Source organism: Micromonospora alfalfae (assembly GCF_022230925.1).
Classification (GTDB): Bacteria; Actinomycetota; Actinomycetes; order Mycobacteriales; family Micromonosporaceae; genus Micromonospora; species Micromonospora alfalfae.
The window spans coordinates 191,249-206,073 of the sequence record NZ_JAKKFH010000045.1; the positions used below are offsets into that span (position 1 = coordinate 191,249).

7 protein-coding genes are annotated in these 14,825 nt (G+C 69.9%); 5 read left to right on the forward strand and 2 right to left on the reverse strand.

Annotated elements, in window-relative coordinates:
• The first annotated feature begins 199 nt into the window (after positions 1-199).
• The 5 genes from MED01_RS29885 (at position 200) to miaB (ending at position 11,524) form a co-directional block, all read left to right on the forward strand.
• Complete coding sequence (locus MED01_RS29885; RefSeq protein WP_238671813.1) at positions 200-865, forward strand: TIR-like protein FxsC; 666 nt, start codon at positions 200-202, stop codon at positions 863-865.
• A complete protein-coding gene (locus tag MED01_RS29890; protein ID WP_238671814.1) occupies positions 862-2,106 on the forward strand; it encodes a TIR-like protein FxsC in 1,245 nt (414 codons plus the stop codon). Before MED01_RS29885 ends, MED01_RS29890 begins: the two co-directional genes overlap by 4 nt.
• Positions 2,096-5,956, forward strand: a complete 3,861-nt coding sequence (fxsT, locus tag MED01_RS29895) for an FxSxx-COOH system tetratricopeptide repeat protein (protein WP_238671815.1) — start codon at positions 2,096-2,098, stop codon at positions 5,954-5,956. The genes MED01_RS29890 and fxsT (MED01_RS29895) overlap by 11 nt, the downstream gene beginning before the upstream one ends.
• 49 nt (positions 5,957-6,005) lie before the next feature.
• Positions 6,006-9,866, forward strand: coding sequence for an FxSxx-COOH system tetratricopeptide repeat protein (gene fxsT, locus MED01_RS29900; protein WP_238671816.1), 3,861 nt, complete (start codon positions 6,006-6,008; stop codon positions 9,864-9,866).
• 164 nt (positions 9,867-10,030) lie between these two features.
• Complete coding sequence (gene miaB, locus MED01_RS29905; protein WP_308193577.1) at positions 10,031-11,524, forward strand: tRNA (N6-isopentenyl adenosine(37)-C2)-methylthiotransferase MiaB; 1,494 nt, start codon at positions 10,031-10,033, stop codon at positions 11,522-11,524.
• 40 nt (positions 11,525-11,564) lie between these two features.
• On the opposite strand, the gene MED01_RS29910 is transcribed toward miaB, so the two are convergent.
• Together MED01_RS29910 and MED01_RS29915 are read right to left on the reverse strand one after the other, a co-directional pair.
• Positions 11,565-12,914, reverse strand: coding sequence for a pectate lyase family protein (locus MED01_RS29910; RefSeq protein ID WP_238671817.1), 1,350 nt, complete (start codon positions 12,912-12,914; stop codon positions 11,565-11,567).
• 305 nt (positions 12,915-13,219) lie between these two features.
• Positions 13,220-14,815 (reverse strand): cellulase family glycosylhydrolase, encoded by a 1,596-nt coding sequence (locus tag MED01_RS29915; protein WP_238671974.1) that lies wholly within the window; start codon positions 14,813-14,815, stop codon positions 13,220-13,222.
• Between the last annotated feature and the right edge of the window lie 10 nt (positions 14,816-14,825).

A 14,825-nucleotide genomic window follows, 5' to 3' on the forward strand; every position in this document is an offset into this window, starting at 1 on the left:
CGCCAATTGGTCGGATGTACGACACCAGCGGTCTCGTCCGATTCCTCGGACTCGGCAGAGACCCGTGCGGCGTGCTGCCGATACCCGCCACAGTGGCCTTCGTCGTAGAGTGACGAGGCGGCAACCGACTCTGTCCTCGGCATTGACGAACGCCTTAGGCTGAAACTCCGGTCGCTTTCCGGACGGCGGAGGAACGACGGTGAGCGAAGCGGTAGTAGTCGCTGATACGCGAACCCCGCTGTTCTTCGTGAGCTATTCACGTCCGCAGATCCGGCGCGCCGGTAACACCCCCCAGGAATACCTCTCGCGGTTCTTCGACGACCTCTCCACCCATGTCAGCGAGCTGGTCGGCCTGCCGACCGGGGTCGACCCCGGATTCATGGACAGCTCACTGGGCGGCGGTGAGCGTTGGACCCCCGAGTTGTTGCGCGCCGCCGGGACCTGCCAGGTGTTCATTCCGCTGGTGTCCAGCTCGTTCATCAGCAGCACCTGGTGTGCCATGGAATGGCATGCCTTCGCGCGGCGTCAGATCGAACCACGCGTCCCGGGCAGCTCCGCGCACGAGACGGCGATCGTGCCCGTCAACTGGTCACCGACCACCGAGGCGTCGCTGCCGCCGAGCATTCGTGCCATCCAACGGTTCTCGCCGACCGCGTTACCTGATGACAACACCGTCGCGCGCCAGTACGAGCAGGAAGGGGTCTACGGCTTGCTGACCATGCAACGGGAGCAGGCGTACCGCGCGGTGGTGTGGCGTCTCGCCCAGCGGGTGGTGGCGATCCATCGGGCCTATCACGTCCACCCGCTGGTGCCCGCGGGCATCGATGAGCTGCGCACGCTCTTCACCGAGGAGGCAGCCGCATGACGCCGCTCACCGCCGAGGGGCGGGCGCCGACTCGCCAGACCTACTTCTTCCTGAGTTACGCGCATTCGGCGCCGCTGCTGGGTGCCCGCACCGACACCGACGTCTGGGTCGACCGGTTCTTCGCGGATCTGTCGGCGGAGGTGGGTCGGCTGGTGTCCCCGCGGCCGGGCGTGGAGATCGGTTTCATCGACCAGTCCATCCCACCGGGCGCCGACGTGAAGGCGGCCCTGGCGGACGCCATCGGCGCAGCCCAGGTGTTCGTGCCGCTCTACTCGCCGGGCTACTTCAGCAGATCATGGGCGCTGGGCGAGCAGGAGTCCTTCCTGACTCGGCTGCTCCGCGCGGCCGGGGAGTCGGCGTCCCAGGTCGTGCCGGCCGACCACGTGGTGCCGGTCCTCTGGATCCCGGTGCCCAGTTGGGAGGAGCATCCCGAACTCGACGCGGCGCTGGATCTGGGTCGGGACGTGCCCGAGTACGCCGAGAACGGCATGCGTGCGCTCTGCATGCTCGGCGCGTACCAGCAGCCGTACCAGATCCTGCTCGGGCGGCTGGCCCGGCGGATCGTGGAGCCCACCCAACGCGTCTGGCTGCGTCCGTCCCGGGCGCCGACGCTCGACGTGTCGCGGCGGATCGCGGCCAACCCGGACTTCGTGGTGACGGTGCTGGCACCCACCCGGGACCGGCCGCCCGAGGGTCGGGAGGCGTCCTGGTACGCGGAGCGCAGCCGGCTCTGGCGTCCCTTCGGGGCCCGGCAGGAGCTTCCGGTGGCCGAGTACGCCGCGAGCATCGCCGAGCGGCTCGGACTGTCGGTGCACACGAGTGACTTCGCCGACGCCGGGGACCTGCTCGAGATCCGCCCCGGCGCCCTTCTGATCGACCCGTGGTTCACCGAGCTTTCCGGCGGTGTACCCGCTCTGCGCGCCGCCGCGCGGGCACTGCCGCCGTGGGTGGTACCGCTCGTGGTGACCGACGCCGACGACCCGCGCGACGCGCACCGCGGCGCCGACCTGGCGCGGCTGGTCCTGGGCGTGCTGCAGGACGCGGGCGCGACGCGAGCGCGGTGGGTCGGGCGGACGGACGAGTTCGCGGGTCTGATGCCGACAGTGGTGACCGAGGCCCGGCGGCTCTACCTGAAGCACGGCGCGGTGTTCCCGGCACCGGGGCCTGTTACCCGGCCGCCCAGCCTTCGCAACCCGACCCCGTCATCGTTCGAAGCCCCGGAGATGCCCGATGAGCACTGAGCGCGACGGTCAGATAGTCACCTTCTACTCGTTCAAGGGCGGAACGGGCCGGACGATGGCGCTGGCCAACGTCGCGTGGATCCTCGCTGCCAACGGCAAGCGGGTGCTGGTCACCGACTGGGACCTGGAATCGCCAGGGCTGCACCGCTTCTTCCACCCCTTCCTGGACGTGTCGACGATCGGCGGCACGGCCGGGGTCGTCGACCTGATCCGGGACTACGAGTCGGAGACCATCCGCGAGGCGGTACGGCCGGAGGGCTGGGTGGAGCAGTTCGCCCGGGTCAACCGGTACGCCTTCTCCCTGGCCTGGGAGTTTCCCGGCGGCGGCGGGTTGAACTTCCTCTCCGCTGGCCGGCAGAACGACGATTACGCCGTTTCGGTGAACGGGCTGGACTGGGACACCTTCTACCACCGGTTGGGCGGTGCGCAGTTCTTCGAGGCCCTCCGCGAGGACATGAAGCGCGAGTACGACTACACCTTGATCGACAGCCGGACGGGGCTCAGCGACGTCGCCGACATCTGCACCCTGCACCTACCGGACACCCTTGTCGACTGCTTCACCCTCAGCGACCAGGGCATCGAGGGTGCCGCTCAGGTCGCCAGAACCGTCGCCGTGCACCCCTCGCGCCGCGGCATTCGGATCCTGCCGGTGCCGATGCGGGTCGACCAGGCGGAGAAGGAGAAAGCCGACGCCGGGCGTGCCCTCGCGATGCACCGCTTCGCCGGTCTGCCCACCGGGATGACGGAGGAGGATCGGCGCCGCTACTGGGCGGCGGTGGAGGTGCCGTACCGGCCCTTCTACGCGTACGAGGAGACGTTGGCGACCTTCGGCGACACGCCGGGCTCGCCCACATCGCTGCTGGCGGCGTTCGAGACGCTGACCGCGCAGTTGACCAACGGCGAGGTGCACGCGATGCCGCCGATGGACGAGTCGGTGCGCGAGCGGGAGAAGGCCCGCTTCCGGCGTCGCCACAAGCTCCCCGGCGACGACCTCATGCTCCGCTACGCACCGGAGGACGCGGTCTGGGCGGAGTGGATCGAGAAAGTGCTCAGCTCGGCGCAGATTCGCGTCGTCGACGGAACCCAGCCGATCGAGAGCGGCGCCCGCCCGCCGGCCCGTACGCTGACCATTCTCTCCCCTGCCTACGTGGCCCTGCCCCCCGCCGCGTTGCCTCCGCGGGACCCGACCGTCGACACCACTCCGCTCGCGGTCTACGTGAGCGATCTGCGGCCACTCGCGGAGTTCGCGGTGGCCTCCTCGACCCAACTGGCCAACATCACCGCGGCGACCGCCGCTGAGCGGCTACTGCGGCTGGTGGGGGGCCCGTTACCGCTCCGACTCGAGGGCCAGGTGGACGGCGGCCTGCGTTTCCCGGCCGCCGAGCCGGCCGTCTTCGAGGCCCCGAACCGCAACGCGCGGTTCACCGGACGGGAGAATGAGCTGGCCCTCCTGCGCCGACGCCTGACCGGACCGGTTGCCGTGCCGGTCGCATTGCAGGGGATGGGTGGGGTCGGCAAGACCGAGCTGGCCCTGGAATACGCGCATCGGTTCAAGTCCGCCTACGACGCGGTGCTGTGGATTTCCGCTGGCGCTACGGAGTCGATCGGCGCCGACGTGGAGAAGTCGCTGGCGGCCTTCGCCGACCGGCTCGGCGTCGGTGGCAACCCGGACCAGGCGGACAACGCACGCGCGGTGCTGGAGGCGTTGGGGCGGGGTGAGCCCGGGCGGTGGCTGTTGGTGATCGACAACGCCGAGGAGATCGACCCGTTCAAGCGATTCCTGCCGCGCGGCGGGCACGTGTTGCTCACCTCGCGCAACCAGGGTTGGGGGGAGCGGGCCACGCTGATCCAGGTCGACGTCTTCGCCCGTAAGGAGAGCGTCGCCCACCTGCAACGTCGGGTGCCCACCCTCACCGAGCAGGAGGCGGACCGGATCGCCGACGCGCTCGGGGACCTGGCGGTGGCGGTGGCCACCGCCGGCGCCTACCTGGCGGACACCGGTACCTCGGTCGACGCGTACCTGGAGCAGATCGAGCGGCAAGGTCCCAGCGCCCTCTCCGTGGAGGCCACCTGGGATCTTTCGTTGGCGCGGCTGCGCGCCCAGTTCCCGGCGGCCTACCGGCTGTTGCAGCTCTGCTCGGTGCTGGCCCCCGAGATAGACCTGGGTCTGCTCTACAACGACGAGATGGTGAAGACGTTGGCGCCGTTCGATCCCGCCGTGTCGGAGCCCATGATGATCGGGCGGCTGGTCCAGCGGATCAACCGGTCGGCGCTCCTCACGATGAACATGTCCGAGCAACGGATCCTGGTGCACCGGTTGCTCCAGGCGGTGGTCCGGGGCGGAATGACCCCGGACGAGATCGCCGACACCCGACACCGGGCGCACCTGGTGCTGGGCAAGGCGTGGCCTGGCGGTGACGCCGACGATCCGCGTACCTGGGACAGGTTCCGCAGGCTCTGGCCGCACATCGAGGCCTCGGGCGCGATGGGCAGCAAGGACGAGTCGGTCCGGGAGCTGATGATCGACCGGGTGCGGTATCTCTGGCGTCAGGGAGAACTCGACGCGGCGAACGCGTTCGCCAAGGAGGTCGACGCGGTCTGGTCGAAGCGGCGGGATCGCCTCTACGGCACCGAGGAACTCGCCACGTTGCGTCGGCAGTTGCTGCACCTGCGCTTCAACCGTGCGAACGTGCTGCGGGCGCTCGCCCACTACGTCGAGGCCCACAAACTGGACCAGGAGACTCACGAAGCGCAACGGGCGCTGCTGGGTGACAGGCATTCGCACACCCTGATGACCGCCGGCAGCCTGGGTGCCGATCTGCGCGCCCTCGGCCGCTACACCGACGCGATCGAGCGTGATCAGGAAACCTACGACGCGTGGAGTGAGGAGTTCGGCGAATACCATCCACGCACGCTCTTCGCGGCCAACAACCTCGCACACTCCTATCGCCTGGTGGGCGACTTCCGCTCGGCGCGCCGTCGGGACGAGGCGGTGTTCCAGCTCCGCCGGCAGGTGCTCGGCCCGGAACATCCGTACACAGTGCACTCGGCCGCCCAGTTGGCACGCGACCTGCGGGAGGCCGGTGAGTACGCCAACTCGGCCAAGATGCTGCGCACGGTGCACGAACAACTCGCCAGTCTGAAGGAGATCGGCAGCGAGGCGGGGGACACGCTGAACGCTCAGGTCAGTCTCGCGGTGTCGCTGCGGAGCGCGGGCCAGTTGGCGGAGGCAGCCGCACTGCTCGACGCGGCGTACCCGGTGCTCGAGGAGAAGTTCGGGCGGGACAATCCCGAAACGTTGATCTGCCAGGCGGCGCTGGTCGCGAATCTGCTGGCACTCGGCGAGACCGAACGCGCGGTGGCCGAGGCGACGCAGGTGGCAAGGATCTACGAGCAGCGGCTAGGGGCCACCCATCCGCACACCCTCGGTGCGTTCAGCAACCTCGCCGTGGCGCAGCGGGCCGTGGGCCGGGTTGCCGAGGCTCGCGCGACTGCCGAACGGGCGGCCGTTGCCCTGCGCGAGGTGCTCGGCCCGGACCACCCGCACACCCTCGCCGCTGAGGAGAACCTCGGGATCTGCCTCGCCGAGGAGGGGGACCGGGACGCCGCGCTCGATCACCTCCGCGCAACCGCCGAGCGTTGGCTGGCCGCGTCCGGTTCCCGCCATCCGGACGCCCTGCGGTGCCAGGCGAACCTGGCGCTCGTCGTGCGCGAGAACGTGGGCGACCGGCCGCCGACGGCCGCCCCGGTCGTCTCGTTGGGCGAGGTCGTCGGGGCCGACCACCCGGGCGTGCGGGCGCTGCGGGACGGGCGCCTGGTCGCCCGGATCATCGACCCTCATCCGTTCTGAGCGCGTACGACACCAGGCCGGGCCCACCGCGTCCCCACGGAGCATGCCGATGAACAACGATCGCGAAGGCCAGGTCGTCACCTTCTACTCGTTCAAGGGGGGAACGGGTCGGACGATGGCGCTGGCCAACGTGGCCTGGATCCTGGCGGCCAGCGGCCGGCGGGTGCTCGTCGCCGACTGGGACCTCGAGTCCCCCGGTCTGCACCGCTTCTTCCATCCGTTCCTCGACGCCGAGGCGATCCAGGGCGCCAGCGGCGTGATCGACATGATCCGTGACTACGAGTGGGAGACCACCCGGGTCGACGAGCGGCCGGACCGCTGGATGGAGCAGTACGCCCGGCTCGGGCGGCACACGTTCCCGCTGCGCTGGAACTTCCCCGGCGACGGCGGTCTCGACTTCCTCTCCGCCGGCCGGCAGAACAGCGACTACGCCGTCTCGGTGAGCGGGCTGGATTGGGACAACTTCTACAACCGGCTGGGCGGGGCGCAGTTCTTCGAGGCGATGCGGGCGGACATGAAGCGCCAGTACGACTTCACCCTGATCGACAGCCGGACGGGGCTCAGCGACGTCGCCGACATCTGCACCCTGCACCTGCCCGACACCCTTGTCGACTGCTTCACCCTCAGCGACCAGGGCATCGACGGCGCGGCCCGGGTGGCGCACTCGGTCCGGGACCGGTACCGGCGGCGCGACATCCGGGTCCTGCCGGTGCCGATGCGGGTCGACCAGGCCGAGAAGGAGCGGGCGGAGGCGGGTCGCCTGCTGGCCATGCGGCGGTTCGCCGGGTTGCCGGCCGGCATGACCGAGGCGGAACGGCGGCGTTACTGGGCCGCGGTGGAGGTGCCGTACCGACCGTTCTACGCGTACGAGGAGAAGCTGGCGACGTTTTGTGATCCGCCCGGCTCGCCGACGTCACTGCTGGCCGCGTACGAGACGTTGACGGGGATTCTCACCGACGGCGCGGTGACCGCGCTGCCGCTGATGGACGAGTCGGTGCGGGAGCGGGGGGAGGCCCGTTTCCGCCGCCGCACCGAGGCGATCGACGACGAGATCATGCTGCGGTACGCACCGGAGGACGCCATCTGGGCCGAGTGGCTGGAGCGGGTGCTCAACTCGGCGGGGCTGCGGGTGGTGGAGCCCACGGCCAGCGTCGGCGTCCCCGCCCCGCGCACGCTGACGGTGGTCTCATCGGCCTACCTGGCGACGTCGTCCAATGCTCTGCCCGACCGGGACCGGAGCACCGGTGCCACCGCCCTGGCCGTGTACGTCGCCGACCTTCGTCCGCTGGCGGAATTCCAGTCGCAGAATTCCACCAACCTGGTCAACGTGAGCGCCACGACCGCCGTGGAGCGGGTGTTGCGGCTGGTCGGCCGGCCGGTGCCGCCCTCGGCGGACGGCCCGGCGGGCGGGAGTGCCCGTTATCCCGGCACCGAGCCGTTGGTCTTCAACGCTCCCAACCGGAACGCGCGCTTCACCGGCCGGGAGGACGACCTGGCGCGGCTGCGCGCGCAGTTGCGCAGCGGCGGTACTGCGGTGGTGCTGCCGGTCGCTCTGCAGGGCATGGGTGGCGTCGGTAAGACGCAGGTGGCTCTGGAATACGTCCACCGGTTCAAGGCCGCGTACGACGTGGTCTGGTGGATCGTGGCGGACCCGCCGCAGTTCGTCGACACCGCCCTCGCCGACCTCGCCGCTCGTCTCGGCATCCTCGCCGGGCCGACCCTGCCCGACACGGTCCGGTCAATGCTCCAGGTGCTCGGGCGCGGTGAGCCGTACGAGCGGTGGCTCATCGTGTTCGACAACGCCGAAGAGCTCGACCAGATCGAGCCCTTCCTGCCGCAGGGCCCCGGGCACGTCCTGCTGACCTCCCGCAACCGCGCCTGGGGTGACCGGGCGAACTCGATCCAGGTGGACGTCTTCGACCGCACCGAGAGCGTGGCGCACCTCGCCCAGCGGGTGCCCACCATCAGCGCCGAGGAGGCGGACCGGGTGGCCGAGGCGCTCGGCGACCTGCCGATCGCGGTGGCCGCGGCGGGGGCCTGGCTCGCCGACACCGGCACGGCGGTCGCCGACTACCTGCGCCAGATCGAGCGGCACGGTCCCACCGCCCTCTCCATCGAGGCGACCTGGGACCTGGCCCTGAACCGGCTGCTGAACCAGGCGCCCGCCGCGTACCGGCTGTTGCAGCTCTGCTCGGTGCTGGCCCCGGAGATCGCCCTGGAACTCCTCTACAGCGACGAGATGGCGGCTGCTCTCGTGCCGTTCGACCCATCGGTGTCGGAGCGGCTCGTGCGCGGCGCCCTGGTTCAGCAGATCAACCGCCTGGCACTGCTGAAACTGGACGTCCAGGGCGGTCGGGTCCAGGTGCACCGGCTGTTGCAGGCGGTGGTCCGCGACCGGATGACCGACGACGAGATCACCGCTGCCCAGCACCAGGTGCACCTGGTGCTGGCCGCGTCCCGGCCCCGTGGCGACGTGGGCGACCCAACCACCTGGGCCCGGCTGCGCATGCTCTGGCCGCACCTGGAGGTTTCCGACGCGCTGGCCTGCCTGGACGAGCCGGTGTGTCAGTTGCTGATCGACCGGGTGTGTTATCTGTGGCAGCGCGGCGGTCTGGACCAGGCCGACGCCTTGAGCCAGGAGGTGGACGAGACCTGGTCCGCTCGGCTCGGCGACACGCACGACGAGGTCGAGGCGTCGGTGCTGGGCCGCCAACTGCTGCACCTGCGGTTCAACAGGGCGAACATCCTGCGCAGCCTGGGCCGGTTCAACGAGGCCCGGGACCTGGACGAGGCGGTGCTGGCCGAGCAGAACCGGCTGTTGGGTCCGCTGCACCCGCACACCCTGATGACCGCCGGCGGCCTCGGCGCTGACCTGCGGGCGCTCGGCCGCTACGCCGAGGCCCTGGAACGGAACCGGTCCACCTACGCCTCCTGGCTCCAGGTGTTCGGCGAGGACCACCCACGGACGTTGACCGCGGCAAGCGACCTCGCCGTCTCGTACCGGCTGGTCGGCGACTACCGGTCGGCCCGTCGCTGGGACGACGAGGTGCATCAACGGCGGCGGCTGGTGCTCGGCCCGACCCACCCGGGCACCCTCGTCTCCGCCATGCGCCTCGGCATCGACCTGCGGGAAGCTGGCGAATACGAGAGGTCGGCCACCCTGCTACGCACTGTGTACGACACGTACTGCGAGGTGCTCGGGCCGGATGACGGCCAGAGTCTCGTCGCCCAGATCAACCTGGCGGTGTCCCTGCACAGCTGCGGGCGGGGCAGCGAGGCCGCGCCAATGTTCGAGACGGCGTACCGCGAACTCGACGAACGCTTCGGCCCGGACAACCCCGGCACTGTGGCATGCCGGGCGAGCCGGGCGGCGAATCTGCTGGCCGTCGGCGATGCGGCTCAGGCGCTGACCGAGATGAACGCGGTGACCGAGGCGTACGAGTTGGGTCTGCGGCTCGGCCGGGAGCACCCGTGCACCCTGGCGACGTTGACCAACATCGCCGCGGCTCAGCACGCGCTCGGCCGCAGGTCGCAAGCCCGTGCGTCGGCTGCCCGGGCGGCCACTGAGTTGCGCAAGGTGCTCGGCCCCGACCACCCGCACACCCTCGCCGCCGAGGTGAACCACGCTGTGTGTCTCGCCGAGGAGGATGACCGGGTGTCGGCGTCGGACCTGCTGCGAGAGACCGCCGCGCGGCTGTCGGCGGTGCTCGGCGCGGACCACCCCGACACGCTGCGTTGCCTCGGTGATCTCGCCCTGGTGTCGAGGCACGTCGGCGGCGGCGCTCCCGTGGAGGACGTCGGGGCGGTGGCGGACCGGCTGGCCGAGGTCATCGGCCCGGAGCACCCCAGCGTGCAGGACCTGCGCGAAGAGCGGCTCATCGTTCGGATGATCAACCCGCACCTGTTCTGATCGAAGACGCCAGTCCGGGTCGGGCGCGCCAGCCGGGGCCGTCGACCCTCACCACGGGTCGCCAGGTCGCCGGGTCGACGCCGCAGGACCGGACAATGCCGGTCGGAGGTCCCCCCGGACCGGGCCGCTACCCTGGTAGCCCGAGGGGAAGGGGCACCAACAGGGTGGCTAGGACCTACAACGTCGTCACGTACGGCTGCCAGATGAACGTGCACGACTCCGAACGCATCTCCGGCCTGCTTGAGCAGGCGGGATACGAGCGTGCACAGGCTGGCGACGACACCCCGGACATCGTGGTCTTCAACACCTGCGCGGTGCGGGAAAACGCGGACAACCGGCTCTACGGCAACCTCGGTCGGCTGCGCCCGGTGAAGGACAAGCACCCCGGGATGCAGATCGCGGTCGGCGGCTGCCTCGCCCAGAAGGATCGGGGCGACATCGTCCGCAAGGCCCCCTGGGTGGACGTGGTCTTCGGCACCCACAACATCGGCGCGCTGCCGGTGTTGTTGGAGCGGGCCCGGCACAACGCCGCAGCCGAGGTGGAGATCCTGGAGTCCCTCGACGTCTTCCCGTCCACGCTGCCCACCCGCCGCGAGTCGACGTACGCCGGCTGGGTGTCGATCTCGGTGGGGTGCAACAACACCTGCACGTTCTGCATCGTGCCGGCGCTGCGCGGCAAGGAGAAGGACCGACGCCCCGGCGACATCCTCTCCGAGGTGCGCGCGCTCGTCGACGAGGGCGTGCTGGAGGTGACCCTGCTCGGGCAGAACGTCAACTCGTACGGCGTGGAGTTCGGCGACCGGTACGCGTTCGGCAAGCTGCTGCGGGCCTGCGGCGACATCGACGGGTTGGAGCGCGTCCGGTTCACCAGCCCGCACCCGAAGGACTTCACCGACGACGTGATCGCGGCGATGGCCGAGACGCCGAACGTCTGCCACTCGCTGCACATGCCGTTGCAGTCCGGCTCCGACGAGGTGCTGCGGGCGATGCGCCGGTCCTACCGCTCCGAGCGCTACCTGGGGATCATCGAGAAGGTCCGCGCGGCGATGCCGGACGCGGCGATCACCACTGACATCATCGTCGGCTTCCCCGGTGAGACCGAGGCCGACTTCCAGCGCACCCTGGACGTGGTCCGGGAGGCCCGGTTCTCCTCGGCCTTCACCTTCCAGTACTCGAAGCGGCCCGGCACCCCCGCCGCGACAATGGACGACCAGTTGCCCAAGCAGGTCGTGCAGGAGCGCTACGAGCGGTTGATCGCCTGCGTCGAGGAGATCACCTGGGCGGAGAACAAGCGCCTCGTCGGTGAGACCGTCGAGGTGCTGGTCGCTGTCGGCGAGGGCCGCAAGGACGAGCGGACCGGCCGGATGTCCGGTCGGGCCCGCGACGGTCGACTGGTGCACTTCGCGACCGAGACCGCCGACGGGGAGTCCCTCGCTGGGCAGATCCGGCCGGGGGACATCGTGCACACCACTGTCACGTACGCCGCGCCGCACCACCTGAACGCCGACGGACCGCCGGTGGCGCACCGTCGCACCCGGGCCGGTGACGCGGCCGAGGCGGGTCGCTCCCCGCGTACCCCTGGGGTGTTGCTCGGTCTGCCGACGATCGGCGCACCGCCGGTCGCGCCCGCTCCCGTCGCTGGCTGCGCCACCCACTGACCGCACGGAAGGGGCCCCTCGACGAGGGGCCCCTCCGTGGTCAGACGGTGATCTTGCCGGCGCCGGCGCCCGCCGTCACGATGGACTTGACGTTGCTCGCGGTGTCCAGCTGGTAGGAGTACGGGATGCTGGCCACGCTGCCGCCGGCCTGGCCGGTGGGTGAGTTGACGAAGTGGTTGTTGCGGGCGACCAGGCGGCCGGGCCCGGAATCCCCCTCACCGAGGTGGTACGGGTCGTCGACGTTCTCGAAGTAGTTGCCCTCGACGAGCACGCCGGCGTTCTCGGTGGACGCCACGCCGTAGCCGCCGTTGGCGCGGTAGTAGTTGTTGTAGACGTGCACCGGGTTGCCGAAGCGCACCCGGGGGTTGCGCTGGTTGCTGCCGTCGAACCAGTTGTGGTGGTAGCTCACCCGCAGGTGACCGACGTCCTGGCTGGCGTTGTCGTCGCTGTGACCGAGCAGCATGGTCTTGTCGTGGCTGAAGACCCGGTTCCACGAGACGGTGACGAAGTCCGAGCCGCGCTTGATGTCGACGGCGCCGTCGTACCCGTTGCTGAAGCTGTTGTGGTCGATCCAGATGTTGGTGGCCGACTCCTGCACGTTGATCGCGTCGTCGTTCCAGTTGCGGAAGGTCAGGTTGCGGATGATCACGTTGCGGTCACCGCTGACGTTGAGCCCGCAGCCGACGATGGTCGCGCCGTAGTTGCCGAGGATGGTCTTGTTGGACCGGACCCGCAGCATGCCCGAGCAGGTGATCGTTCCGGACACCCGGATCACCGCGGCGCCGGTCGCGTTCAGCGCGCTGGTCAGCGCGGAGGCCGTGGTGACTGTGGTGGTGGCGGCGTTGCCGCCACCGGTGGTGCCGCCGTTCTGGGTGGCCCAGCCGACCAGTGTCGACGGCGGCTGCGTGCTGGGCGGGGGAGTGCTCGACGGTGGCGGGTCGGTCGGCGGCGGCGTGGTCGGTGCGGTGCTGCCGGTGCAGGCGACGTTGTTCAGGCTGAAGCTGCTCGGAGCCGGGTTGCTGGAGCTGTTCCAACTCGCGTTGAAGCCGAACGTGGCGCTGGCGTTTGTCGCCAGGTTGCCGTTGTAGTCGACGTTGGTGGCGGAGACCTGGCTGCCGCTCTGCGAGGCGGTGGCACCCCACGCCTGGCTGACCTGTTGACCGGCCCCGTAGGACCAGCGCAGCGTCCACCCGGAGACCGGGTCGCCGAGATTGGTGACGGTGACGTTGCCGGTGAATCCGCCCGGCCACTGGCTGGCGACCGAGTAGGCCACCTGGCAGCCGGCGGCCGCCTGGGCGGACACGGAGGTCAACAGCCCGGCGGTGACCAGTGTGGCGGTGGCTGCGGCCGTGGTGGCGATCAGCGTCATTCGACGCCGTCCTGTGCGCATGCTGCTTCCTTTCGGTGAGGCGGACGGAGGTGTCGCGACGCCCATGCCCGTGGGCGGCGAATCTCGGCCGGGACCAGTGGTCCTCGGGCCCGCCAGTGCAGGTTCGTGAAGGAAAGCGGCTCCCGCGCTCGCGCCCACCAACAAAGAGGCAAGCGCTTTCCCGATAAGAACATAGAAGACCCTGAATGTAAATGGCCGGGACGGCCGATGCGCTGCGCACCGGCCGTCCCGGTAGCTGCGCACCGGCCGTCCCGGTGGCTGCGCACCGGCCGTCCCGGTGGCTGCGTGCCGGCCGTCCCGGTGGATCAGCAGCCGGTGCCGCTGAGTTTCACAGTGCCCGGCGCGCTGGCCGTGCCGTTGGCGGTGAAGCCCACTGTGACCGACCCGCCCGCCGGCAGGGACGGGGCGTGACTCGGAGCCGCCGCCGTGACAGTCGTACCGGACTGCGTGACTGTGGCGTTCCAGCCACTGCCCAACGTCACCCCGGACGGCCAACTCCAGGTGACCGACCACGGGTTCACAGCGCCAGAGCCGGTGTTCTTCACCGTCAACTCGCCCTGGAAGCCGCCCTGCCAGGCGTTGACCTGCCGGTAGGTGGCCGTGCAGGCGCCCGCCGGCGGATCCGTCGGCGGGTCCGTCGGCCCACCGGTCGGCGGCCCGCTGGTGCCGCCACCGGACGGCGCGATCAGGTACGGCTGGAGGATCGCCTGCTTGGCGGTGTTGACATTGGTCCAGTCGTCAAGCGCGATACCGCCGGTGTCACCCGAGTTGGGGTTCCACGACCAGTAGGTGAAGGACATCCCGGTCACCCCGGTCCCGGTGTACGCCATCAGCTTCTCCAGCCACACCTTGTCCTTCGGGTCGACAAGGGTGCTGCCGAACTCGCCCATCATGATCGGGGCGATGTTCTGCTTGTAGAGGTAACCGAAGTACTTGTCCCAGATGGCCGGCATGTTCGCCGGGTAGTCCGGGGCGTCGAACCAGGTCTGCCGGTACACCGAGGTGGCGTACTCGTGCGGCGAGTAGACCAACCGGTTCGCCACGCTCAGCCGCACCGGGAACTGACCCGCCTTCGACAGGTTGCCGCCCCACCAACCGCAGTCCTCGTCGTTGCTGGTGTCGCCGTCCCAGACGTTGGAGAGGCCACCACTGGGGCAGCTCACCCCCTCCACGAAGATCAACCAGTTGGGCTGGACACCGAGGATGGCGTTCCCGGCCCGCTCGGCGGCGAGCCGCCAGTCCCGGGTGGTGTCGCCACAGCCCCAGCACGCACCGGTGGCCGCCGGGTTGGTTCCCTCCGCGTGCGGCTCGTTGTGCAGGTCGGCGCCGATCACCGTCGGGTTGCCCGCGTACCGTTGGGCGAGCATCTTCCAGTCGTTGATCCAGGTCGCCTCGGAAACCGTCGACGTGTACCAGAGCGGTGACTGCCCGGCGGCCGTCGGCCGGTGCCGGTCCAAAATGATCCGCATGCCCTTGCTGCCGGCATAGTTGATCACCTTGTCCAGGATCTGCAACGGCGACAGCCCGATCAGGTCCGGGTTGACGAAGTCGTTGATCCCACTTGCTGTCGCACCCGACTTCAGCGCGTCGTTCGAGTACGGCACCCGCAACGTGTTGTAACCCAACCGGGCCATCGTGTCGAGCTGTCCCCGCCACGGGTTGTTCGACCACAGCCCGTGGAAGGTCTTGTTGTCGGTCTCCATGCCGAACCAGTTGATGCCGGTCAACCGGACAGTCGCACCGGTGCTGTCAACGATCTGGTTGCCGCTGGTGTGCAGATAACCCGTACCGGTACCGGCGGCAACGGCCGGGCTGGTGCTGACGGCGGCGGCGAGGAACACGCCAGCCGCGACGGTGACGAGCGCGGTGAGCGCGCCGCCGAGAGCTTTAGGACGGAACAATTCGAGCTCC